The organism is Methylobacterium sp. WL120 (assembly GCF_008039465.1).
Taxonomy (GTDB): Bacteria; Pseudomonadota; Alphaproteobacteria; order Rhizobiales; family Beijerinckiaceae; genus Methylobacterium; species Methylobacterium cerastii.
In genome coordinates this window covers 24913-48347 of sequence record NZ_VRUT01000016.1, presented here as the reverse complement: position 1 = coordinate 48347, position 23435 = coordinate 24913, and the positions used below count along the sequence as shown (strand labels likewise).

24 protein-coding genes are annotated in these 23435 nt (G+C 71.0%); 12 read left to right on the top strand and 12 right to left on the bottom strand.

Features of this window, described 5'->3' with window-relative positions; translation table 11 throughout:
- Window positions 1-23: 23 nt before the first annotated feature.
- Together fliP and FV229_RS05575 are read left to right on the top strand one after the other, a co-directional pair.
- Window positions 24-749: a flagellar type III secretion system pore protein FliP gene (fliP, locus tag FV229_RS05580; protein ID WP_147751015.1), complete on the top strand. Its 726-nt coding sequence runs from the start codon at window positions 24-26 to the stop codon at window positions 747-749.
- A gap of 70 nt (window positions 750-819) precedes the next feature.
- Complete coding sequence (locus FV229_RS05575; protein WP_147751009.1) at window positions 820-1071, top strand: DUF4926 domain-containing protein; 252 nt, start codon at window positions 820-822, stop codon at window positions 1069-1071.
- 136 nt (window positions 1072-1207) lie between these two features.
- Here FV229_RS05575 and FV229_RS05570 read toward each other — a convergent pair whose 3' ends face one another.
- From FV229_RS05570 to FV229_RS27285, 4 genes are all read right to left on the bottom strand, one after another.
- The gene (locus FV229_RS05570; protein ID WP_246688064.1) at window positions 1208-4594 is read right to left on the bottom strand and encodes a hypothetical protein; all 3387 of its coding nucleotides are present in this window, start codon (window positions 4592-4594) and stop codon (window positions 1208-1210) included.
- A 188-nt stretch (window positions 4595-4782) separates the two neighbouring features.
- Window positions 4783-5172, bottom strand: coding sequence for a hypothetical protein (locus FV229_RS05565; protein WP_246688063.1), 390 nt, complete (start codon window positions 5170-5172; stop codon window positions 4783-4785).
- Between the two features lie 79 nt (window positions 5173-5251).
- A complete protein-coding gene (locus FV229_RS05560) occupies window positions 5252-5953 on the bottom strand; it encodes an invasion associated locus B family protein (RefSeq protein WP_147751007.1) in 702 nt (233 codons plus the stop codon).
- 106 nt (window positions 5954-6059) lie between these two features.
- Window positions 6060-6230 (bottom strand): hypothetical protein, encoded by a 171-nt coding sequence (locus FV229_RS27285; RefSeq protein WP_187275069.1) that lies wholly within the window; start codon window positions 6228-6230, stop codon window positions 6060-6062.
- Window positions 6231-6610: 380 nt separating this feature from the next.
- On the opposite strand from FV229_RS27285, the gene FV229_RS05555 reads away from it, so the two are divergent.
- From FV229_RS05555 to FV229_RS05520, 8 genes are all read left to right on the top strand, one after another.
- The gene (locus FV229_RS05555; RefSeq protein ID WP_147751006.1) at window positions 6611-8068 is read left to right on the top strand and encodes a saccharopine dehydrogenase NADP-binding domain-containing protein; all 1458 of its coding nucleotides are present in this window, start codon (window positions 6611-6613) and stop codon (window positions 8066-8068) included.
- A 72-nt stretch (window positions 8069-8140) separates the two neighbouring features.
- Window positions 8141-8701, top strand: a complete 561-nt coding sequence (locus tag FV229_RS05550) for a Uma2 family endonuclease (RefSeq protein ID WP_147751005.1) — start codon at window positions 8141-8143, stop codon at window positions 8699-8701.
- Window positions 8702-8774: 73 nt separating this feature from the next.
- The gene (locus FV229_RS05545; protein WP_147751004.1) at window positions 8775-9341 is read left to right on the top strand and encodes a Uma2 family endonuclease; all 567 of its coding nucleotides are present in this window, start codon (window positions 8775-8777) and stop codon (window positions 9339-9341) included.
- Between the two features lie 74 nt (window positions 9342-9415).
- Window positions 9416-9757 carry a hypothetical protein gene (locus FV229_RS05540; protein WP_147751003.1) on the top strand — a complete coding sequence of 114 codons (342 nt, stop codon included), beginning with the start codon at window positions 9416-9418 and terminating at the stop codon, window positions 9755-9757.
- On the top strand, window positions 9754-10626 hold the full coding sequence (locus FV229_RS05535; RefSeq protein ID WP_246688062.1) for a DUF1206 domain-containing protein: 873 nt from the start codon (window positions 9754-9756) through the stop codon (window positions 10624-10626). Before FV229_RS05540 ends, FV229_RS05535 begins: the two co-directional genes overlap by 4 nt.
- A gap of 50 nt (window positions 10627-10676) precedes the next feature.
- Window positions 10677-12668, top strand: a complete 1992-nt coding sequence (locus tag FV229_RS05530; protein WP_147751002.1) for an SDR family NAD(P)-dependent oxidoreductase — start codon at window positions 10677-10679, stop codon at window positions 12666-12668.
- A gap of 107 nt (window positions 12669-12775) precedes the next feature.
- Entirely contained in the window at window positions 12776-13105 is a 330-nt protein-coding gene (locus FV229_RS05525; protein ID WP_238271584.1) for a PepSY domain-containing protein, read from the top strand.
- A gap of 73 nt (window positions 13106-13178) precedes the next feature.
- Window positions 13179-13442 carry a hypothetical protein gene (locus FV229_RS05520; protein ID WP_147751001.1) on the top strand — a complete coding sequence of 88 codons (264 nt, stop codon included), beginning with the start codon at window positions 13179-13181 and terminating at the stop codon, window positions 13440-13442.
- On the opposite strand, the gene FV229_RS05515 is transcribed toward FV229_RS05520, so the two are convergent.
- From FV229_RS05515 to FV229_RS05500, 4 genes are all read right to left on the bottom strand, one after another.
- The gene (locus tag FV229_RS05515) at window positions 13436-14371 is read right to left on the bottom strand and encodes an NAD-dependent epimerase/dehydratase family protein (protein ID WP_246688061.1); all 936 of its coding nucleotides are present in this window, start codon (window positions 14369-14371) and stop codon (window positions 13436-13438) included. The two genes, FV229_RS05520 and FV229_RS05515, sit on opposite strands and share 7 nt — an antisense overlap.
- A complete protein-coding gene (locus tag FV229_RS05510; RefSeq protein WP_147750999.1) occupies window positions 14368-15375 on the bottom strand; it encodes a glycosyltransferase family 4 protein in 1008 nt (335 codons plus the stop codon). Before FV229_RS05510 ends, FV229_RS05515 begins: the two co-directional genes overlap by 4 nt.
- Window positions 15376-15452: 77 nt before the next feature.
- Window positions 15453-17504 (bottom strand): protein meaA, encoded by a 2052-nt coding sequence (locus tag FV229_RS05505; protein WP_147750998.1) that lies wholly within the window; start codon window positions 17502-17504, stop codon window positions 15453-15455.
- A gap of 304 nt (window positions 17505-17808) precedes the next feature.
- Entirely contained in the window at window positions 17809-18237 is a 429-nt protein-coding gene (locus FV229_RS05500; RefSeq protein ID WP_147750997.1) for a hypothetical protein, read from the bottom strand.
- 532 nt (window positions 18238-18769) lie between these two features.
- Between FV229_RS05500 and ccrA the strand changes: the two genes are divergently transcribed.
- The gene (gene ccrA / locus FV229_RS05495; RefSeq protein WP_147750996.1) at window positions 18770-20068 is read left to right on the top strand and encodes a crotonyl-CoA carboxylase/reductase; all 1299 of its coding nucleotides are present in this window, start codon (window positions 18770-18772) and stop codon (window positions 20066-20068) included.
- Between the two features lie 166 nt (window positions 20069-20234).
- Complete coding sequence (locus tag FV229_RS05490; protein ID WP_147750995.1) at window positions 20235-20534, top strand: alkylphosphonate utilization protein; 300 nt, start codon at window positions 20235-20237, stop codon at window positions 20532-20534.
- Between the two features lie 13 nt (window positions 20535-20547).
- Here the strand turns inward: FV229_RS05490 and FV229_RS27280 are convergent, their stop codons facing one another.
- From FV229_RS27280 to FV229_RS05475, 4 genes are all read right to left on the bottom strand, one after another.
- Window positions 20548-20721, bottom strand: coding sequence for a hypothetical protein (locus FV229_RS27280; RefSeq protein ID WP_187273586.1), 174 nt, complete (start codon window positions 20719-20721; stop codon window positions 20548-20550).
- Window positions 20722-20937: 216 nt separating this feature from the next.
- Complete coding sequence (gene fae / locus FV229_RS05485; RefSeq protein WP_147750994.1) at window positions 20938-21450, bottom strand: 5,6,7,8-tetrahydromethanopterin hydro-lyase; 513 nt, start codon at window positions 21448-21450, stop codon at window positions 20938-20940.
- A gap of 222 nt (window positions 21451-21672) precedes the next feature.
- The gene (locus tag FV229_RS05480; RefSeq protein ID WP_147750993.1) at window positions 21673-22521 is read right to left on the bottom strand and encodes a triphosphoribosyl-dephospho-CoA synthase; all 849 of its coding nucleotides are present in this window, start codon (window positions 22519-22521) and stop codon (window positions 21673-21675) included.
- The gene (locus tag FV229_RS05475; RefSeq protein WP_147751011.1) at window positions 22521-23429 is read right to left on the bottom strand and encodes a RimK family alpha-L-glutamate ligase; all 909 of its coding nucleotides are present in this window, start codon (window positions 23427-23429) and stop codon (window positions 22521-22523) included. Before FV229_RS05475 ends, FV229_RS05480 begins: the two co-directional genes overlap by 1 nt.
- Window positions 23430-23435 lie beyond the last annotated feature (6 nt).

The window sequence follows — 23435 nt, the reverse complement described above, 5'->3', positions numbered from 1 at the left end:
GCCCCCACCCTCAGCTTCGGACCCTGCGCCGCCTCGCCCTGGCCGCCCTCGCGTTCGGGCTCGGGGCGGGTCCGGCCGCGGCCCAGAGCCTCACCGTCGACCTCGGGACGGGCGGCGCGAGCGAGCGCGCGCTGCAGCTCGTCGCGCTCATCACCGTGCTGGCGCTGGCGCCCTCGGTGCTGATCATGGCGACCTCGTTCACGCGGATCGTGGTGGTCCTGTCGATCCTGCGCTCGGCGCTCGGCACCCAGACCGCGCCGCCGACGACGGTGATCGTCAGCCTCGCCCTGTTCCTCACCGCCTTCGTGATGGCGCCGACCGGCCGCGAGGCCTACCGCGCCGGCATCGAGCCGCTGCTCGCCAACCAGATCACGCAGGTGCAGGCCTTCGAGCGGGCCTCGGCGCCGTTCAAGACCTTCATGCTGAAGAACGTCCGCGAGAAGGACCTGAAGCTCTTCCTCGACATGGCCAAGGTGCCGGTGCCGTCGGGCCCCGAGGCGGTGGGCCTCGAGATCGTCACCCCCGCGTTCTTGATCTCGGAGCTGCGCCGCGCCTTCGAGATCGGCTTCCTGCTGTTCATCCCCTTCCTGATCATCGACCTCGTGGTCGCCTCGGTGCTGATGGCGGTGGGCATGATGATGGTGCCGCCGGCGACCGTCGCCCTCCCCTTCAAGCTGATCTTCTTCGTGCTCGTCGACGGCTGGACCCTGGTCGCCGGGTCGCTGGTGCAGAGCTACGGCGGGAGCTGACGCGCGTCGCTCCTGCGTTTCCCGCCCGACGCGATTTGACGACCCGGCCGGCCCGGCCCGTCCTACCGCCATGTCGGTCGACACCATCCATCTCATGCGGCGGACCGATCCCAGCGCTCCGCTGCGGGATCTCGACGACGTGCGCGTGCTGGCCAGCGTCGTGACCCTGGACGGCGACACGATCCCGGCGGGCACCGAGGGAACCGTGGTCGCGGTCTGGGGAGCGGGCGAAGCCTACGAGGTCGAGTTCTCCGAACCGCCCGGCGCACTCGCCACCGTCGGCGCTGCTCAGCTCGCTCGCACGGGGCGCGCGATTGCGTGATCGACGAGGGCTGGTGGCCGGTCCTGGAAATCCCGGACCGCAAGCTGGTCGATTATCGTCTGAACCTCGCTCATCCGATCGGAGGACCCAAAGCGCGCTTCTTCCTGTCCTTCGTGGTCGATCGGTCGCGTGATGCTCAGCCCGGCGGCGCCCCCTGCCCGTCGGCGCGCTTCTCGGCTTCGCCGCGGGGGGGAAGCGCGGTGTCCGGGTAGCGCTTGCGGTATTCGGCCAGGAAGGCCGCCAGCGTCTCGGCGTTCGTCGCCTTCTGCGCGATCTCGCGAAAGCCGGGCTTCCTGGTCGCGTCGGCGCTCGTCAGCAGCGCGAAGGTGCGGGCGTCCGCGCTCTCGGCCATGGCGCCGGCGAACTTGGCCTTCAGCCGCTCCAGCCCGATCGGCTCGCCCGCGAGGTCGTAGGCGATGCCGGCGCGGATCACGTCGGAGCGGGTGGCGTCGTCGAGCGCCTTGCCGGTCCGCCACGCGTCGCCGAGCAGGGCCTCGTGCGCCTCCCCGGCCTCGCGCCAGCGCCGGGCCGACCACAGGATGTCGGCCCGCAGCCGCACCGCATCGGGGCCGGCCTCCCCCTCGATCGTCTCCAGCGCCAGATCGGTCCGCGACAAGTCGGAGAGCGCGCGCGCGCGCAGCAGCGCCCGGGCGCGCCGCAGGTCGCGCGGGAGCTCGGGCAGGTAGGTCCCCTCGATCGCCTCCAGCGCCTTCAGCGGCTTCCCGTCCATCAGGCGGATCGTGGCGAGCTGGGTCGCGACGCTCGACCGGGCCGGGCCGGTGAGGCGGTGGTCGAGCTGGTATTGCAGCAGCTCGGCCGCCGGATCGAGCAGGTCGAGGCCGACGAGCCGTTCGGAGAGGCGCCGCACGATCGCGTCGCCGCGCCGCCCGATCGGGGCGAACTCCTTGAAGTCGAAGTACAAAGCCACCGCGTCCACGCCGCCCAGGGCATCGCCGCGCGGCGAGAGGTACAGGTCGTCGAACAGGGACGCCGCCTCGTCGTGCAGCGCCCGGTTCGACGCGGCGTCCGGCGCGATGGCGTCGATCGCGCGGACGGCGGTGAAGGCCTCGCGATAGCGCCCGGCCGCCATGTAGAGGCGGGCCAGGCCCGCGGTGATCGCGTCTTCGATCTCCCCGCCGTGCCAGGTGATCGCTTGGCGTTCGAGGCGATCGATCGCCTCCGCGGATGTGAGGTTGCCGGCGTCGCGGCCGAGCAGCGTGCCGCGCAGGGCCGCCGCCGCAGCCACCGGGCGCTCGCCCGATTCGGCCAGGCTGTCGTAGGCCTCGAGCGCCGCCTTGGTCCGGTCGGTCGCCTCGTCGATGCGCGCGCGGACCAGGGCGACGCGGTCGCGATCCAGGTGCGACAGGTCGGACGTCGTGAGCAGTACGATCCGCCGCGACGCGGCGTCGATGTCGCCGGTCTCGATCGCCGCTTCCGCCGCAAGCGTGCGGAGCGTCGCCTGGAGGGCGAGCGGGTAGCGCTCGAGCAGCGGCATCGCCTGGGAGAGCCCCTCCTCGGCCTCGCGCCAGCGGCCTGCCTGCCCGTCGGCGACGGCGCGCCACAGCACGGCTTCCGGGTCGCGCGCCAGCGTCCCGGCTGCCAGCGCCTTCCGCACTTCGGCGTTGCGGCCCATGCCGGCGAGCGATGCGGCGCGCAGGATCGCGGCCTCGCGGCTGCTCGCCACCACCGGGTCGTCGGCGCAGGCCAACTCCAGAGTCGTCAGGGCTTCGGCGGCGAGGCCGTTGGCGAGCAGCGTGCGCGCCAGCATCACGCGCATCGGGCCGCGCGTACCGGCCGAGGCCGCGATCGAAGCCGCGAACTGCGTCCGGATCGTCTCGCGCACGTCGCCGAGCCGCGCCTGCTCCCAGGGCGCGCGCTGGATCGCCAAATCCGACACCTCGGCGAGCGGTGCGTCGGGCGGGCGTGCCACGGCCGAGATTGCGAGGCCGCCGTCGCGCCCGACGACGACGCCGTCGAGGTCGGGCCGGACGGTGAGGTCGTCGGCCTGGGCCAGCACGGCGACGCCGAAGCGGCTCGGCAGCAGCTCGAAGTCGACGAAGCGCTGCCGCTTGGCGATGCCCGCGGGCTTCCAACCCCGCGCCGTCACGACGGCGACGCGTTCGCCGTCGAGGTCGAGCCAGGCGGCGCCCCCCGGCTGCGGCAGGCCGATCGCGACGCGGGAGCGCCCGGCGGCATCGGGTAGGCGCGTCGGGGCCAGGGTGTCGCTCGGGCCGAGGTTGTCGCCCGCGATCAGCTCCCAGGCGCCGGCGGCGGCACCGGCCCGCACCGGCACGAGGTCGAGCAGGGCGCCGGCGGGCACCGCGAAGCGAAGCACCGTCTGCCCTCCCATCCGCAGCGGCTCGCCGACGGCGCGCAGGATGCCCGTTCCGGCCGCCGGGAGGGCGACCGGCTCGGCGGTCTCGAAGACGAGGTTGGCGATGCCGCCGCGCTCGAAAAGGGCGACCGGCGGGCGCTTGGCGAAGGGGAAGACCAGGCCGGAGCCGGCCTGACGCTCGGGCGGCTCGGCCAGGGGCGGACGGGCGGCGGCCTCCGAGGCGCCGGAGCGGGAACCGGGCGCCGAAAGGTCGGCCTTGGTGGGGCTCTTGGCTCCCTCACCCTTGCCTCCCTCACCCTTGCCTCCGTCACCCTTGGACGCTTCGCTTTTCGCCGCTTCCTTGGGCTCGGCCTTGCCGGCGCCCTCGGCCCTGGCGGCGTCGAGCTTTACGACCTCGAACGCGGTCGCGTCGGCCTTGGCCGGGTCCTTCTTCGCGACGATGTCGAACACCACGGCGCCGTCGTCGCGGTCGGTGGAGACCGTGAACCCGTCGGCGACCGCGACCGCGAGGCCGGCCGAGGCGTCGTCCGCGGTCGCGGTGAGGCGCGCCATGTCCGGCCGCAGGCGGCCTCGGGTCTCGGACAGGTCGAAGCTGTAGGCGCCGGGCACGCGCAGGCGGGTGGCGCCGCCCTCCGGGTCGATCGTCGCCGCGACGCCCTCGGGCAGGCGCACCGTCAGGCGGGTGAGCGTCGGCAGCTTCGCGACCTCGACGCCGAGCGGGCGGCGCACGGGGGCGGGGTTGCGCGCCTTCAGGGTCGCCTCGGCGGCCCGGGCGCGGCGAGCGAGGTCGGCGACGACGTCCGGCGGCAGGGGCGGCGGCAGGGCGGTCCAGTTCTCGGGCAGCAGGTCGACGAAGACCTTCTCGCCGGCCTCCTGCACGTTGACGCGGATCGGCCGCTGCAGGGCCAGCCGCAGCCCGCTGCCGTCGGGATCGCGCCGGACGGCGGCGAGGTAGCCGGGCAGCTCGGAGACCAGCCGCTCCGGTCCGGCCTCCGTCCGCTCGTCGTAGTTGAGCACCAGCACGCCGCCGGAGAGCCGCGCCTTGATTGAGACCGCGCCGTCGAACGTGAAGGCGATGCGGGCGTAGCCCTGCGCCTCGGTGCCGGAGACGGCGAGGAGCTTGGCGGCCTCGGCCGGAAGCCCGAGGCCTGCCAGCATCGCGAGCGCGAGGCCCGCGCGGCGGGGCATGCGGCGGACCCTTGGTCCCGTCTCGAGCCACCCGCCCATCGATACGCCGCACCCGGGGGCGGCGGGCGCCCCGGACAAGGGACGCAACGCTCCGACGCCGCTGAGGGCCGACACTGCCGGATCGCGGCTAACGCACGCTTAATCGTGGTTTCGGACGCCGTCCCCGCGTGCCTCAGTCGAGACGAGGGTCAGCGTTTCACGATGAGGTTCGGGACGATCCGGCTCGACGGGCCGAACGTCTCGATCGCGCGCCTGCAGTTCGCCGGCACGTCTTTCTGGTAGGTCTCGGAGAACGAGCGCGCGACCATCGCCAGCTCGCCCTGCTCCAGGTCCTTGGGGTCGACCCCGAGGCGCTCGACGGCGCCCTTCAGGAGGGCCGGATCGCCCTGCAGGTCCGGGCATGAGCTGTTCGTAAAGCCGACCAGCCCGGTGAGGCGCGCGGCCATGACGCGCTTCTTGTCCATCGGCGGCGCGTCCGGCATCGAATCGGGCGGGCCGCCGGAGGGAGCGGCCTCCTGCGCGACGAGCGGGGTGGCGAGGCAGGCCAGCAGCCCCGCCAGGATCATCGTGTCGCGCATGCTCGGCCCTCTCGTCGTCTCGCCCGCCCGGGTCGGCGGCCTTGCCGGCCGCTCTCGGTGTCTACCGTCCGTCGTCGGATCAGTTGGTGAAGGCGATCGCCCGGTCCCAGACCGCCGCGAACCCGCCGAGCGGCACCGCGATCGGCTGCGGCTCCTCGTTGCTCGGTTTCACGCCGATCACTTGGAGGGTCTTGGCGGTACGCATCGCGTCGGTGGCGAGCGTCGGGAAGCTGATCGGCACGAGGCAGCCTTCCGCGCTGCACGAGATGTAGGGCGCGCCCTTGCCCAGCACCACGTCGTCGAGCTTGAACGTGACGCCCGGGTCGATCGAGAGGCCGAACGGCATCAGGATCAGGCCCTCCGCCCGCCCGTCCTTCGGCGTCCGCAACTCGAAGGCGAACAGGCGCTTGCCGGTCTTGTTGTCCCCTTGCGACTGCATCAGCATGCAAGCCGTATTCGTCTCGGGCCGTGTGCAGGTGAGGGTCCACTCGCCGTAATTCTCGGTGATCGAGAGGGCGCCCGCGGGCCAGACCGGTGCCGGCTTGGCGGCGGCTTTGGCGTCGGCCGCCGACGCGGGCGTCGTGGCCGGAGTCGCCTTCGGTGCCGGCTTCGGGGCGGGCGGGCGCGGCTTCGGCTTGACCTTGGGGGGCGCTGCAGGCGCGGCGTCCGGCGCCTCTTCCTGCGCGGCGGACGGGACGGCGCCCACGGACAGCGCGATCAGGGAGGCCGCGAGGAGCGCGGCGAAGCGCGCAGAATGGCGAGATGCGCGGATCGGCGACATGCGAGACTAGGCCCCCTCGGCCGACATGGCTTCGAGGAAGGCGCCTAAAGCCCGGTGCGGGTCGGCGCAATCCGGCGCCGCCGGATTTTCCGATGTGGGGGTCGGATCAGGCGTGCGGAAGCGTCTCGGCGGCGCGGGCGCAGCGACGCTCGAACGCGTTGCGGCCTTCGCGACGGAGGACGCGGACCACCGTGAAGGCGAGGGTCAGGAAACCAGGATCGCGATCCTGGGGCTCGTCGGCGGGGGCCGGGACGTGCGCGGTGAGGACGGACAGCATGGACGACTCCGTGCGACCTGCGACCCGGGACGGGTCTCCGATCGATCTTGCGATGCAGCATGCGATCGTTGTGCGGTGCACGCAACGCACCGGTTCGAAGGTCTCGCATGCAGAGGTCGCATGCATGCGCAACACTTCGTCAACACCTCTGCGGTTCGCGCGGGCGCCGTGCGGTTGACCCTTGCGGCACGAGGCGGCACTAGGTCCGGCATCCACGCGGCGTCCTGCGGCGGCCGAGAACTCGGAACGGCAGCGCCGCCGGGCGGCCTGAGGGGACGTCGCGTTCGCGGACGGGCCCGGCCTGTCGCCCCATCGTCACATCGGCCGCCTAACCCGAGCCGCCTCTGCGCGCCGCGCACATCCGAAGGACCGCCCCCGCCATGACCGATACGCCGAAGCCAGGTTCGAACAAGGCACCCGTCCACGGCCGCATCAGCGGGCCCATCGTGATGATCGGGTTCGGATCGATCGGCCGCGGCACGCTGCCCCTCATCGAGCGCCACTTCGAATACGACCACGCCCGCTTCACCGTGATCGACCCCGACGATTCGCATCGCGCGCTCGCCGACAAGCACGGCCTGCGCTTCGAGACGGTGGCCCTCACCCGCGAGAACTACCGCGACGTGCTCACCCCGCTCCTCACCGAGGGCGGCGGCCAGGGGTTCTGCGTGAACCTGTCGGTCGACACCTCGTCGCGCGCGATCCTGGAGCTGTGCCGCGAGCTCGGCGCCCTCTACATCGACACCGTCGCCGAGCCGTGGCCGGGCTTCTACTTCGACAAGGACAAGAGCCAGGGCGACCGCACCAACTACGCCCTGCGCCAGGACATCCTCGACGCCCGCGCCGCCAGCCCCGGCGGCACCACGGCCGTCTCGTGCTGCGGCGCCAACCCCGGCATGGTGTCGTGGTTCGTGAAGCAGGCGGTGCTCAACATTGCGAAGGATACCGGCGTCACGACCCCCGAGCCGAAGTCCCGTGAGGAATGGGCCGCGCTGATGCGCGAGGTCGGCGTCAAGGGCGTGCACATCGCCGAGCGCGACACGCAGCGCGCCAAGCACCCCAAGCCGCAGGGCGTGTTCGTCAACACCTGGTCGGTCGAGGGCTTCGTCTCCGAGGGCAACCAGCCGGCCGAGCTCGGCTGGGGCACGCACGAGACCTGGATGCCCGCGAACGCGCGCGAGCAGGAGAAGGGCTCGCGCTGCGCGATCTACCTGCTGCAGCCCGGCGCCGACACCCGCGTACGCTCGTGGACGCCGACGGCGCAGTCGCAGTTCGGCTTCCTCGTCACCCACAACGAGGCGATCTCGATCTCTGACTACTACACGGTCCGCGAGGGCGATCGGGCCGCCTACCGCCCGACCTGCCACTACGCCTACCACCCGGCCAACGACGCCGTGCTCTCGCTCCACGAGATGTTCGGCAACGCCGGCAAGGTGCAGGAGAAGCACCACATCCTCGACGAGGACGAGATCGAGGACGGCATCGACGAGCTCGGCGTGCTGCTCTACGGCCACAAGAAGAACGCCTACTGGTACGGCTCGCAGCTCTCCATCGAGGAGACCCGCCGGATCGCACCCTACCAGAACGCCACCGGCCTGCAGGTGACCTCTGCCGTGCTCGCCGGCATGGTCTGGGCGCTGGAGAACCCGGAGGCCGGCATCGTCGAGGCCGACGAGATGGACTTCCGCCGCTGCCTCGAGGTCCAGACCCCGTATCTCGGGCCCGTCGTCGGCGTCTACACCGACTGGACCCCGCTCGCCGGCCGCCCCGGCCTGTTCCCGGAGGACATCGACGCGAGCGACCCCTGGCAGTTCCGCAACGTGCTCGTGCACGGCTGAAGCCGGCCGTCCGCGATCGTTGCGGACGCCCCCCGGAATGCTACCATCGCGGCCTCACCGGAGGAGGCCGCGATGGCTGTTGCCCGACGGCGCGACACGCGCATGGGCGTCGCCGAGTACCGGGACTGGGTCGAAGCCAAGCCGGATGGCGAGCGCTGGGGACTGCTCGACGGCGTGCCGGTGCCGATGTCGCCGACGAGCGGGCAGCACCAGCGCATCGTCGCGAATCACGCCCGGCGCCTCGACGACCTCGCCGAGCGGAGGGACGCGCACGCCCTCCCCGGCCTCGCCGTCCTCAGCGAAGCGATGGACGACTTCGCGCCCATCCCCGACATCGTCGTGCAGTGCGGGCCGCTGCCGCGGGACGGCTACACGCGGGACCCGCTCGTCGTCGCGGAGGTGCTCTCGCCGTCGACGATGAGCATGGATCGAGGCCGCAAGACCGACTTCTTCCGGACGGTCGCATCGATCCGGACGTTTCTGATCGTCTATCTGGACGCGCATCGCGTGGAGGTCTGGCAGCGGGACGCCGGCTGGGCGATGCGGATGCTCGGCCAGGGCGAGGCCGTCGACCTTCCCGAACTCGGCGGCACGCTCGCGGTCTCCGACATCTATGCCCGGGTGGAATTCTGATCGTTCGCGGATGACGTCGGTCGCGCGCCGACCCATCTCGTGACATTCTCGCCTACGTGGTTCGGAGGCTCGCATGGCAGTCGCGGCAAAGCGGGACGACCGCATGGGCGTCGCCGAGTACCAGGACTGGGTCGCCGGCCGCCCGGACGACGAGCGCTGGGAACTGCTCGACGGCGAGCCGGTCCTGATGTCGCCGCCGAGCGAGCGGCACCAGACCATCGTCTCCAACCTCGTCAGGCGCCTCGGCGACCTCGCCGACGTGCGAGGCTGCCGCGTCGTCCCGGGCATCGCCATCGTGAGCCGGCACATGGACGACTTCGCGCCGATCCCCGACGTGGTGGTGCGTTGCGGTCCGATCCTCCCGGACGGCTACGCCTCCGATCCCGTCCTCGTCGCCGAGGTGCTGTCGCCCTCGACCATGAGCGCCGACCGCGGCCGCAAGACCGACTTCTACCGCGCCGTCGAAAGCCTTCAGGTCTTCCTGATCGTGTACCAGGACGAACCGCGGGTGGAGGTCTGGCGGCGCCAGGAGGGAAACGCCTGGCGCAAGCAGGCACTCGGCCTCGACGGCGCGATCGAGCTGCCCGAGTTCGGCGGCGCCCTGCCCGTCGCAACCGTCTTCGCCGGTCTGTCGTTCTAGAGCATCCTCCTCACGCGAGCCGGCATCCACCGCGTTCGCCAGTACTTTGACAAACTCCCAGCAGGTCGTCGCCCTTGCCCCATTTCGAAGACTTCTACGCCGACAAGCTGCGCGGCGGCCTCGGCCTCACCGATGCGGAATCGGTGATGGACCTGCGCGGCGCCAACCGGGCCACGGCGGAGGCGTCGCTCAACGAGATGCTGGAACGCAGCCGCTTCGCCAAGGGCAAGACCGTGGCGATCCGCCTCGACCCGCCGCCCGAGGGGGGCGGGGAGACGCTGTTCCAGCCGGCCGGACGCCTGCTGCTGGACGCCAAGCGCCGCGGCTTGGTCGACCGCCTGCAGACGCTGCCGGCCGGCGACGGCCTCGGGTTCTACGTGGCATTGTCCGGGAAGCCGCAGCGCGATCCGGCGTGAGCGGCCCTTCCGGTCGCTCGTCCACCCGCTTTGCGGGGCGCAACACGATCGAGCGCCTGGCCCGCTTCGGCTTCTGCGCCCGCGGCGCCGTCTACTGCGTCGTCGGCGTGCTGGCGGTGCTCGCGGCCGTCGGCGCCGGCGGCAAGGCCGGCGACAGTGCGGGTGCGCTGCGCTTCGTGCTGCTCGGCCCGCTCGGCCCCTGGATCGTCGGCCTGATCGCGCTCGGCCTCTGGGGCTTCGCCGCCTGGCGGCTGGTCGAGGCCGTGACCGACGCCGACCGGCGCGGCACTTCCCCCAAGGGTCTCGCGGTGCGGGGCGCCCACCTGATCAGCGCCGGCATCTACGCCGGCCTCGGCTTGACCGCGGCGAGCCTCGCCCTCGGTCTCGGGCTGCAATCGGACGGCGATGGCCTGCAGGACTGGACCGCCTGGCTGCTGGCGAAACCCTATGGCCGGGTCGCGGTGGCGCTGATCGGCCTCGGCGTCGTCGGGGGCGGCGTCGGCTTCCTGGTGAAGGCGGCGCGGGGCGACGTCACCGAACGGCTCGCCCTCGACGCGTCGCGTCAAGCCTGGGCGGAGCCGGTCGGCCGGTTCGGCTACGCCGCCCGCGGCATCGCGTTCCTGATCATCGGCGGCTTCGTCGTCGTCGCGGCCTGGTACCAGGCCTCCTCGGAGGTGAAGGGCCTGTCCGGGGCGTTCCAGGCGCTGCGCGCCCAGCCCTACGGACGCGTCCTGCTGGCGATCGTCGCGGCCGGCCATGTGGCGTTCGGCGCCTTCGGCCTGATCCAGGCGCGCTACCGGCGGATCGACGCACCCGACATCGACCAGGCCGACGACGCGGTGGCGCGGGCGGTGCGCCCGGGGGCCTGACGCCCGCGTTGACACCGCCCGAGGCGGAGCCGATACCGCCGCGGAACATCATGCAGCAGCGTACCTACAAGACCGCGGTGATGGTGGTCCACGACCTCGTGGCGACCGCGCTGGCCGTGGTCCTCACCTTCGTGTTCCGCTTCACCGGCGACGCCCTCGCCGAGCGCCTTCACGCGCTCCCGGTCCTGCTGCCGCCGTTCCTCGTCGTGGCCGGCCTCGTCTACCGGCAGTTCCGGCTCTACCGCACCAAGTGGCGCTTCGCCTCGCTGCCCGACCTCGCGGGCATCGTCCGCGCCGCGAGCGTGCTCGCCTTCGGGCTGCTGGTGCTCGACTACGTGCTGGTCTCGTCGGACCTGTACGGGTTCTACTTCTTCGGCAAGATCGCCATCGTCCTGTACTGGGTGCTGCAGATCTTCCTGCTCGGCGGCACGCGGCTCGCGTTCCGCTACCTGAAATACGCCCGCTCCAAGCAGTCGAGCGCCCGGTCCGCGACGGTGCCGACCTTGCTGCTCGGCCGCGGCGCCGACATCGAGACCCTGCTGCGCGCCATCGAATCCGGCTCGGTGCGCAAGCTCGCCCCGCGCGGCATCCTCTCGCCGCGCACCGACGAGGCCGGGCAGACCATGCGCGACGTGACCGTGCTCGGCGGCTTCGCCGACCTGGAGCGGGTGGTCGGAGAGCTGGCCGCCCGCGGCCAGCCGGTGCGCCGCCTCGTCGCGACGCCGAGCGCCCTGGCGCCGGAGGCCGAGCCCGACGACCTGATCGCCCGCGCCCGGCGCCTCGGCTTGCCGCTCGCACGGGTCGTCAGCCTTGGCGAAGGCATGCGCGACGCCGAGCTGGCGCCGCTGGAGATCGAGGACCTGTTGCTGCGCCCGACCGTCGCGATCGACCGGCCGCGGCTCGAACGGTTCCTCGCCGGCAAGCGCGTCCTCGTCACCGGCGGCGGCGGCTCGATCGGCTCGGAAATCTGCGCCCGGGCGCTCGCCTTCGGCGCCTCGGCGCTGATGGTGGTGGAAAGCTCGGAGCCCGCACTCCACGGCATCCTGAGCCAGCCGGCCCTGCTCAACGCCCAGGCCGAGGTTGCCGGCTCGCTCGCCGACATCCGCGACCGCGAGCGCCTGCACGCGGTCTTCACCGAATTCCGCCCCGACTACGTCTTCCACGCCGCCGCCCTGAAGCAGGTGCCCTACCTGGAGCGCGACTGGAGCGAGGGCGTCAAGACCAACGTGTTCGGCTCGATCAACGTCGCCGACGCGTCGGTGGCGGCCGGCGCCCGCGCCCTGGTGATGATCTCCACCGATAAGGCGATCGAGCCGGTCTCGCAGCTCGGCGTCACCAAGCGCTTCGCCGAGATGGTGGCGCAGGCCCGCGACGCCGAGCAGGCGGCGATCCCCGGCCACCCGACCCGGCTGATCGCCGTGCGCTTCGGCAACGTGCTCGGCTCGGTCGGCTCGGTTGTGCCGGTGTTCAAGGCTCAGATCGCTCGCGGCGGCCCCGTCACCGTCACCCATCCCGACATGGTCCGCTACTTCATGACCGTGCGGGAAGCCGCCGACCTCGTCCTCACCGCAGCCTCGCATGCCGACGGCGAGGCGCGCAGCCTCGTGCCCGGCGCGGCCGACCAGCGCGCGGCGGTCTACGTCCTCAAGATGGGCCAGCCGGTGAAGATCGCCGAGCTCGCCGAGCGCATGATCCGGTTGGCCGGCTTCGAGCCCGGCGCGGAGATCGAGCTGGTGTTCTCCGGCGCCCGGCCCGGGGAACGCCTGAACGAGATCCTGTTCGCCCGCGAGGAGCCCCGCGTCAGCCTCGACGGGATCGACGGGGTGATGGCGGCCAAGCCCGTCTTCGCCGACCGCGCCCGCCTCGACGCCTGGACGGCATCCCTGCGCGAGGCGGTGGCGCGCGGCGACCGGGCCGCCGCCGAGGCGGTGTTCGAGGCGGCGATCCCGCATTTCCGCGAGCGCTTCGACAAGCCGGTCGAAGCCGCCCCGGCGAGCCCGGACCAGCGCGCGACCGGAACAGTCCATGCCGAGCCCTGTTGATTCGCGAACGTCCCGGTCGGGAACTATTCCTCGCCACGCAGATTGAGGCGACGACCGAACCGAGCGCAGTTTCCGAACAGGGAGCGTGCCGAGAGAAGGACGAAGCAATGCGGACGAAGACGGTACTCGCTGGCCTGATGATGGTTGCCGGACTGGGAGTCGCCGGGCTCGCCGCCCCCGCCTCGGCTCAGGGCATCCAGATCGGACCCGGCGGCGTCCGCGTCGACCCCGGCTATCGCGAGCGCGGCCCGCGCGACGACGTCGACCTCAGCCGCGGCGAGGCGATCCGCATCGCGCGCCGCCAGGGTCTCACCGACGTCGACAACGTCGATCGTCGCGGTCCGCGCATCATCGTCCGCGGTTCGGACCGGCGCGGCGACGACATCACCGTGGTGGTGGACAGCCGCTCGGGCGACGTGATCGACGTCCGGCGCTGACATCGGCGCCTCGGCATCGTAACAAAGACCCCGGCCGCGAGGCCGGGGTTTTCTTTTGGCCGAGGCCTGATCGATGATGTCGTCCCGCGCCGGTGCATTCGTCGTCGCCGTCTCGGTGGTGACCTTCGGGTCCGTCGCCGCCCGGGCCGAGAGCTGCCGCGCCAGCGTCGGCGAACGCGACTCCGCCCGCCTCGTCGAACGCTGCCTCGCCGTCTCGCCGGCAACGCACCCGCCCTGCAACGCGTCCAACGCTTGCGCGCTGATCGAATCCGAGATCGTCCGCAGCTGCCGCCTGTTCGACGACGGCACCGCGCCCGCATTCTGCCGGGACTACTGATTTGCGGACGCGTGTCCCCGCGCGAGCCGGGCGAGGCCGTCGCGGGTCGTGCCGGCCGGCGCCCAGCCCAGCGCGGACAACCCGACGCTGCGCGCGACGAGGTTCTCGGCCATCCGCGAGAACAGGGCCTCGCGCCCGGTGAGCCGGCAGGCGAGCCCGATCGCGGCGGAGGGCAGCGGAACGAGGCCGGGCCTCCGGCCGAGTCCGGCGCGCAGGGCCGTCAGCATCTCGGGCAACGTCTGGGCATCCGGGTCGGCGACGACCAGCGGCCGGTTCGGCGACGTGTCCGTTCGCAGCACCGCGTCGATCGCGCCCGACAGGCTCTCGACCGAGACCAGCGATCGGCGCCCGGCGAGCGATGCGAGCGGCAGCGGATACGGCGAGCGCGCGAGCCGCACCAAGGCGGCCATGTTGCCCTTCACCCCCGCGCCGTAGACGAGGACGGGCCGCAGCGCGACCCAATCGATGCCGATGGCGGCGAGCGCCCGCTCGGCGTCGAGCTTGGACCGGCCGTAGGCGTCGGTCGGGGCCGGGTCGTCGGCCTCCGTCACGATGCCGGGCGCGGTCGGGCCGGTTTGCGCGCGGATCGAGGACAGGAACACGAAGCGGCGCACCCGCGCGCGGGCGGCGGCGTCGGCCAGGCGCTGCGTCGCCTCGGTGTTCAGCGTGCGGTAATCGTCCTCCGGCGCGCCCGACATGGCGTGCGCGAGCCCGGCCGAATGGACCACCGCGTCGACGCCGGCCAGGGCCGCCGCCATGTTCATCGGCCGGGTCAGGTCGCCGACGACGGCGCTCGAAGCGCCCTCCGGCATCGCGTCGACCGGGCGGCGCAGGAGCAGGCGTACGCGGTAGCCCCGCGCGGTCAGGTCCCGCAGGACATGGCGGCCGATGAAGCCGGTCGCCCCAGTCAGCGCGATCAGTTGGCTCAAGGCACCCTCGTTCCGTCTGCCGTCGGCGCCCGCGAGAAGCGGATCAGCAGGGCCGCGACCAGGCCACATCCCGCCGCCAGCGCACCGAGCGTGACGACCGGCGACGGCCAAAGCAAGGTCGCGGCCGCGAGGGCGGCGAGGGCGAGGTTGAGCGCGAACACCCGCCCGACCACGCCGCCGACCGTGAGGCCGTTCGTGGTGGCCCGCTGGTAGAAGTGGCTGCGATGGGCCTGCCACACCGGCTCCCGCCGGGCCGCGCGCCGGATCAGCGTCAGGGTGGCGTCGGCGAGATAGTAAAGCGGCAGCAGGATCGCCGCGGCGAGCCCGCCTTCCAGGGCGAGCCGGTACAGCAGCCAGGCGAGGATCAACCCGAGCGGCAGCGAGCCGACGTCGCCGAGGAAGAGTTTTGCCACGGGGCGGTTGAACGGCGCGAAGCCGAGCATCGCTCCGAGCAGGGCGGCGGCGACCAGGATCGCGGCCGGCGGCAAGGCGCCGAACCCGCCGAACAGGGCCAGGGCGGCGGCGACGGGCACCGTCTCGGCCACGCTCATCCAGTCGAGCCCGTCCATGAAGTTGACGAGGTTCACGAACCAGATGCCGGCGAGCACCGCCAGCGTGCGCTCCACCGACGGCGGCAGGGCCGGAACCAGCCGCCCGTCGACGCCGGCCACCACCCCGCCGACCACGACGGCCTGCAGCATCAGCCGCGCCCAAGCCGGCAGCGGCTGGATGTCGTCGACGGCGCCGACGAGCGCCAGCACCACGGCGCCGAACCCCAGCACCAGCACGTCCCAGCTCGCTTCCGGCGCGGCGATTAGCAACCCGGTGACGGCCAGCGTCGCCGCGACGACGGCGATCCCCCCGCCCTGGGGCGTCGGCTCGGTGTGGCTGGAACGGGCGTTGGGCCGGGCCAACGCGTAGCGCACCAGCAGCGGTCGCAGCCGGACGATCAGGCCGGCGCTGAGGGCCGCCGCCATAGGAACTGCGATGAGGGGAGCGAGCATGACGCCGCTCTACGCCGGCCGGCCCGACGGGTGAAGCCGCCGGGCGCGCATGGCCTCGCCCCGGCGGCGTCGCCGCCTCAATAGACCTGCGCGGCCTCGTCCTTGGCGGCGCCGGCGGTGCGGTTGGTCTTGTCGATCGAGCGCTCGACCACCTTGCAGAGGCCGATCATGATCGTGTCGATGACGTAGTCCTTCGGGGTGTAGACCGCCGAGACGCCCATGTTCTTGAGCACGAGTTCGTCGTCGGGCGAGATGATGCCGCCGACGACGAGGGGGATGTGGTCGAGGCCGGCCTCGCGCATCTTCGCCTTCACGTCGCGCACCAGGGGCACGTGGCTGCCCGAAAGGATCGAGAGCCCGACCACGTGGGCGGCGGTCTCCTTCGCCTTCGCGACGATTTCGGCCGGGGTCTGGCGGATGCCGTCGTAGGTCACGTCGAAGCCGACGTCGCGGGCCCGGAGCGCGATCTGCTCGGCGCCGTTCGAGTGGCCGTCGAGGCCGGGCTTGCCGACGACGAGGCGCGGCTGCTCGCCGAGGCGCTCGCCGAGGTCGGCGATCAGGAGCTTCGCCTCCTCCGCCGCGCCGGACGAGACGGTCTGCAGGGTGACGCCGGTCGGCGCGCGGTACTCGCCGAACACTTCGCGCAGACGCTGCCCCCATTCGCCGGTGGTGACGCCGGCCTTCGCGGCGGCGATCGAGACCGGCATGATGTTGGCGCCCGAGCGCGCGGCGGCTTCCAGCTCCTCGAGCGCCTTGCCGACGGCGGCGTCGTCGCGCTTGGTGCGCCATTCGCGGATGCGGGCCTCGGCCTCCATCTCGACGGTCTCGGACACGGTGAAGATCGCGCCCTCGCCCGCGGTCAGCGGCGAAGGCTCGCCCTGCTGCCACTTGTTGACGCCGACGACGATCTGGTCGCCGGCCTCGATCGCCGAGATGCGGCGAGCGTTGGATTCGACGAGCGAGCGCTTGAGCGCACCGGTCTCGACCGCCGCGACCGCGCCGCCGATGCCGCCGATGCGCTCCAGCTCGGCTCGGGTCTCGACCTTTAGGGCCTCGACCTTGGCGTCGATCACCTTCGAGCCGTCGAAGATGTCGTCGTATTCGAGGAGGTCCGTCTCGAAGGCGAGGATCTGCTGCATCCGCATCGACCATTGCTGGTCCCACGGGCGCGGCAGGCCGAGCGCCTCGTTCCAGGCCGGAAGCTGCACGGCGCGGGCGCGGGCCCGCTTCGACAGCGTCACCGCCAGCATCTCGATCAGGATGCGGTGGACGTTGTTCTCAGGCTGCTGTTCCGTAAGTCCGAGACTGTTGACCTGCACGCCGTAGCGGAAGATGCGCTTCTTCGGGTCGTCGATGCCGTAGCGCTCCTGGGCGATCTCGTCCCAGAGTTCCGAGAACGCCCGCATCTTGCAGATCTCGGTGACGAAGCGCAGGCCAGCGTTCACGAAGAACGAGATCCGGCCGAACACCTCGGGGAAGCTCTCGGGATCGAAATCGGGGTCGTCCCGCACTGTGTCCAGCACCGCGATGGCGATGGCGAGCGCGTAGGACAGCTCCTGCACCGGCGTCGCCCCGGCCTCCTGCAGGTGGTAGGAGCAGACGTTCATCGGGTTCCACTTCGGCACTTCCTTGGTCGTGAACAGGATCACGTCCTTGGTCAGCCGCAGGCTCGGCGCGGGCGGGAACACGTAGGTGCCGCGCGAGAGGTATTCCTTGATGATGTCGTTCTGCGTGGTGCCCTGCAGCCCCGAGAACGGCGCGCCCTGCTCCTCGGCCACCGCGAGGTAGAGCGACAACAGCCACGGCGCCGTGGCGTTGATCGTCATCGAGGTGTTCATCTGCTGCAGCGGGATCTGGTCGAACAGGGTCCGCATGTCGCCGAGATGCGCGATCGAGACGCCGACCTTGCCGACCTCGCCGCGGGCGAGCTCGTGGTCGGGGTCGTAGCCGGTCTGGGTCGGCAGGTCGAAGGCCACCGACAGGCCGGTCTGCCCCTTGGCCAGGTTGCCGCGGTAGAGCGCGTTCGACTCCTTGGCGTTCGAATGGCCCGCATAGGTGCGGATGATCCAGGGCTTGTCGCGCTGAGGCTTGTCGCGCTTCACCTCGTCGACGCTCGCGCTCGCGCTCATGTCACCCGTCTCCGCTGATTTGTTCGTCGCGCGGCCCGCTCGCCCCGCCCCTTGCGGCGCACCGTAGCGAAGCGGCCGCGAGCCGTCATCACATGCCGGGCGTCGGCTTTCGTTCCCGTGGCGCGCTGGATGCGCAAAATACTGAGGGCGGCCGCTAAGGAAATTTGAGGACAGGCACGTGCTAGTGGTCGAAATCTTACGGATGGTACCCACGCCCTGGGGCCGCTATCGACCCTTTGCAGAAGGTCAGAAGGTCTGCTCCGAGGCAGCTTGGTGGACGAGGACCTACGACTGGGTCGCGTGGTTAGCGGCTCTTGCGAGCAACGGCCGTCCACTCCTCCTGCGAGAACAGTGCGCGACGCGTGATCGTCGTGAGAGCGAGACACGGCAGCGTAGACAGTACCATCAGGCCAAACCAAGCCCGAAGTTGCATCCCATCTGTAAGCACAACGACGCAAGATGCTCCGGCGTTTAAGAGCATAAATGTGCTCATATGCTGGAGATCAGCGTAATCTTCTAGGCGTAGGAACTTGTCTCCAGCTCGATGGACTATGATCAACACGATAATCGACCAGACACAGCCTCCGCTGATAGCTTGCGCAGCGCTCGATGAAAGGTTGAAGGGATAGCCGATCAACAGCACCGTCAAGGCGGTAAATACGATCAGAATAGGGATCAGCACGCCTAGCGGACGCGCCTTCGCCCAGCCGAGCTTACTCGTGAGATCCTTCATAGGTAACCACCTCCTCAGGTCGCGAGATTAGGTCCATCCTATCGCTACGGCGATCAAAAGCTACAACGGGTCCATGGCGCTCGATGGCTGCTAAAGGTTGGCGGTGGAACGTCCGGTTCTGGCCGAGAGTCCAAGAGCCGCTTTCCACCCTTCTCGGACGTTCAAGGATGGGTACCAAGCCTCAGATTTCCACCATTAGAATCGGTGCGCGCTGCTGGCAGGGGGCGGCCTGTCCAGGGATCGGTGATTGGCTACAGGTACCAGGTGCAAGCCGACTTCTTTCACCGAGGTCTCGAGCGTTCAGACGAAGTGCACGGTCCGCGAATAGTTTTTGGTCGGCCACCAAGTTAATTTTGTATCCAGCGCGCCTCGGCCTAAGCCGGCTCCATTTTTCTTGTCGGTCGCCGGGTTCCTGGCCTTTTGGACGACTTGCAGACCCTTGGACGCCCTCTGCTTCGTCGTTATAGCGCTAAGCCGGAACCGCGGCGTCGTCAGAACCGCGCGTGGACACGAAACGATCAGGAGAGCGACGATGGCTGCCAGCGCGGCATTGCAACCGGCCGGTGCCGGGACGGGCGAGGTCAAGGACCTCTACGAGATGGGCGAGATCCCGCCGCTGGGCCACGTGCCCGCCAAGATGTACGCCTGGGCGATCCGCCGCGAGCGGCACGGGCCGCCGGAGCAGTCGCACCAGCTCGAAATCCTGCCGGTCTGGGACATCGGCGACGACGAGGTGCTGGTCTACGTCATGGCCGCCGGCGTGAACTACAACGGCGTCTGGGCCGGCCTCGGCGAGCCGATCTCGCCCTTCGACGTGCACAAGGGCGAGTACCACATCGCGGGCTCGGACGCCTCCGGCATCGTTTGGAAGGTCGGCGCCAAGGTGAAGCGCTGGAAGGTCGGCGACGAGGTCATCGTCCACTGCAACCGCGACGACGGCGACGACGAGGAGTGCAACGGCGGCGACCCGATGTTCTCGCCCTCGCAGCGCATCTGGGGTTACGAGACCGGTGACGGCTCCTTCGCCCAGTACTGCCGGGTGCAGTCGCGCCAGCTCATGGTCCGCCCGAAGCACCTCACCTGGGAGGAGGCGGCCTGCTACACGCTGACGCTCGCCACCGCCTACCGCATGCTGTTCGGCCACGCGCCGCACACCGTGCGCCCGGGCCAGAACGTCCTCGTCTGGGGCGCGTCCGGCGGCCTCGGCGTGTTCGCGGTGCAGCTTTGCGCGGCGTCCGGCGCCAACGCCATCGCGGTGATCTCCGACGACACCAAGCGCGACTACGTCATGAGCCTTGGCGCCAAGGGCGTGATCAATCGCAAGGAGTTCGATTGTTGGGGCCAGCTGCCGAAGGTCAACTCGCCTGAGTACAACACCTGGCTCAAGGAAGCCCGCAAGTTCGGCAAGGCGATCTGGGATATCACCGGCAAGGGCAACGACGTCGACATCGTGTTCGAGCACCCGGGCGAGTCGACCTTCCCGGTCTCGACGCTGGTCGCCAAGCGCGGCGGCATGATCGTGTTCTGCGCCGGCACCACCGGCTTCAACATCACCTTCGACGCCCGCTACGTCTGGATGCGCCAGAAGCGGATCCAGGGTTCGCACTTCGCCCACCTCAAGCAGGCGTCGGCCGCGAACCAGTTCGTCCTCGACCAGCGCATCGATCCGTGCATGAGCGAGGTCTTCCCCTGGGATAAGATCCCCCAGGCCCACACCAAGATGTGGAAGAACCAGCACGCTCCCGGCAACATGGCCTGCCTCGTCAACGCTCCGCGCGCCGGCCTGCGCACGGTCGAGGACGTGATCGAGGCGGGACCGCTCAAGCGCTGAGCCCCCACGCGGGCCGGCCAAGCGGCCGGCCCGCTCTCTGATCCCTTGGCGGCCGGGCGGCCAGCCCGCTCCCCGGGCGGCCGCATGGCCGAACAGCGTCCCGCACCTCTTGTCTCCGCCCGGTCTGGCATCGAGAAGGGCCGAGCTTGGGCGGGAGGGAATGGACGTGGCTGGCGACGACGAGTCTTACGTGTACGACGAGGCTACCGGCGAGTGGTTGCCGCCGGGCGCGGCTGCCGCGACCTCCGCGTGGGCGGAGGTGCGCGACGCCTCCGGCAACCTGCTGACTGATGGCGACTCGGTCACACTGATCAAGGACCTGAAGGTCAAGGGCGCCAACCAGACCCTGAAGCAGGGAACGGTGATCCGCTCGATCCGGCTGACGGACGATCCCGAAGAGATCGACTGCCGCCACGACGCGATCAAGGGGCTCGTCCTGCGCACCGAGTTCGTGCGCAAGCGATAGCCTGCCGACGGCGCTACCGCTTCGTCTCGGTCCCCGGCAGGTGGCGCCCGTAGCTTTCCTGCTTGGTCGCCTTCTCGGTGATCAGGTCGGCATAGGCCTGCCGCATCTCCGGGGAGACCGAGACCGTGCGCGCCTTCTCGGCCTTGCGCTTGGGCGCCTTCTTGAAGGTGTTGTTCGTCTCGCTCATGCCGGGCCTCGCTTCGGGATCGTTGGGATCGGCGTGCCCGGGTCGGGATCGCCCGCGGCAGGCCCATCGCAAGGGAACGCGACAGACGAAAGAAGGCGGGGCGGCTTTCGCCGTCCCGCCTTCGTGTTTCTATCGTCCGAGGAAGATAGAGGCCAGTCGCTGGAGCAGGCCCCGCGGTGCGGGCGGAGGCGCGCTCTGCCCAGGACTGTCCCCGATCTAAGCGTTCGCGGCGAAGGGGTGGGTCGCGGACTTGCGCTGTTCGGTAACCGTGGCGGCCTTCGGCTCGCCGGAGACGGCGCGCTGGATCGACAGCTTGGTGGCCTCGTAGTTGTACTTCTGGATCTTGGCGTCGTCGGCCGCCTCCCAGTGGATGAACACGCCGACCAGGATGAACAGGTCGTCGGCCTCGTCGGCGGGGATGATGCCCTCGGCGACGGCGTCCTGCACGGCCATGGCGACGCCATGCTGCGCGGGGCCGAACATCTGGACGGCCTGGCGGGCGTCGTTGATGGTCACCTTGTTGAACATCAGGGTGTTGGGCTTGCACGGCAGGTTCGGCGCGATGACCGCGAGCAGGCTGGTGAAGCCGTGCTTGTTGTTCACGAGGCCGTTGCAGAAGGCCGTCTCGGCCGGCGAACCGCGCGGTCCGATGATCAGGTCGATGTGGGCGACCTCGTTGCCGTCGCCGACGAGGGCTTCGCCGACCTGGACCTTGGTGATCTTTGCCATTCGGGTTTTCTCCCTGGATTCCAAACTCGAGGACCGCGGCCCGTCGAGTCGGGCGCGGCCGGAAGCCATCCTTGTTCGCGACGCCCGGCCTTGGAAAAGCCGGGCCGGTTAGCCCGGATAGCGGCGCGGACCCTACAGCGCGGTCCGGCCCGTCACAACCCATGGCAACGCGCTGGAATCGATATTAAAAGTGCGGCCCGGCGCTTGACGCGGGGAACTTTTTCAGGCGACGCGCGCCGCGTCCGCCAACCGGGCGCCGGCGGATGCCAGCGCGTCGGCGAAGAGCGTCGCCACCGTGAAATCCGCGCTGGTGCCGGGATTGATTCCGGCTGCCTTCCAGGCCGCGTCGAGGGCGAGCAGCGGCGCGACCGGACGGGTGCGCAGATCGAGCCCACCCAAGGCCGCCACGGCCTGCGCGCGAACGGATTCAGCCCGCTCCGCCCCGTGCTTGCGCGCTACGTGGCTGTCGGGAAAGGCCTGCAGGTAGGCCAGATGCACGGCGGTGGTGCACCAGGCCGGATCGAGCCCCTGCCCGCGTGCGCCCGCCAGCGCCGGAAGCCCGACCGCGAACAGGTCGCCGAATCCGTCGACGTAGGCGCGGGCGATGCGGTCGCGCGGCGCCGCCTCTTCCATCGCCGCGCGCAACGAATCCGGGGCCGGCGCGGCCACGTCGTGCCGGGCGGCCTGGCCTAGCCCGCCGGGGTTGGCGAGGCGGATCGCCTCGAAGACGCCCTGCGCATCTGCCGGTTCGAGCCCGGCCAGCACCGCGGCCACGGTGCTCGCGCGCTCGGCGGCCACCGCAAGCGGCGCGCAGAGCAGGAGGATGCCGAGGTTCGTGTTCTGGCCGACCGCGGCAAACGTCGCCGCAACCGCATCGCGGACCCGTGCGCCGACGCCGGTCCCGGCACCCGCGAGTGCCGGTGCCGAGGCGGCGGCGCTGGCGACGAAGTCCGACACCGCCATCCGGTGCCCGGCCGCGTAGGCGTGGACGTTGCCGGGCTTCAGGGCGTCGAGCTCGGCCAGGCACGCCGCCTGGTACAGGGCCGCGATCGTCGCCGGCGCGAGGCGCATCAGGCGACCACGAGGCGCGGCCGGTGCGCGGCGCGGACGGCGGCGAGGAAGCCGCGCACGACGGCGCCGGCGATGTCGACCTCGCAGACCTTCTGCAGGCCCGACCACGCCGGCATCGAGTTCACCTCGAGCACGAGGAAGCCGCCCTCCCCGTCCTCCACCAGGTCGATGCCGGTGTAGTCGACGCCCACCGCGGCGGCGGCGGCCTCGGCGAGCTCGGCGGCGCGCGGCGGCATCGCCCAGGACAGGGGCCGGCCCCCGAGGTGGACGTTGGTGATCCAGCCGTCGCCCTCGCGGATCATCCCGGCGATGGCGCGGCCTTCGCACACGAAGACCCGGTAGTCGCGCCACAGCCCGTCGCTGCGGGGGACGTAGCGCTGGAGGTAGTAGACCCGCGAGACCGCATCCTCCGGCGGCAGGTCGTCGGGCCGCTCGATGAGCTGCAAGCCCTCCCCTTGCGAGCCGAACAGCGGCTTCAGCACCAGTGGACGGCCGGGACCGGCCTCGCGCGCGACCACTTCGGCGGCGGCGGCACGCTTGGAGACCACGAAGGTGTCGGGCGTCGGCAGGCCGGCGCGGGCGATCATCAGGCTGGTCGCCGCCTTGTCGACGGAGCGCTCGATCGCGACGGGGCCGTTCCAGACGGTGACGCCGGACGCGACGAGCGCATGCAGCACGCCGAGGCGCATCGTCGTGGCCTCGAAGGTGCCGCCGGCGATCGTCCGCAGCAACACGCCGTCGGGCAGCGTCTCCGGGAAGCCCGGCACCCGCAGCGGCTCGCCGCCGCCGGTGACGATCGCCACGTCGGCGAGCGAGAACAGCACCGGCTCGACCCCCTGCGCGCGAAGCGCCGCCAGGAGCCGGGCCTTGTGCCAATTGCCGTTGTCGGCCGCGAGCGCGATGCGCATGCTGTC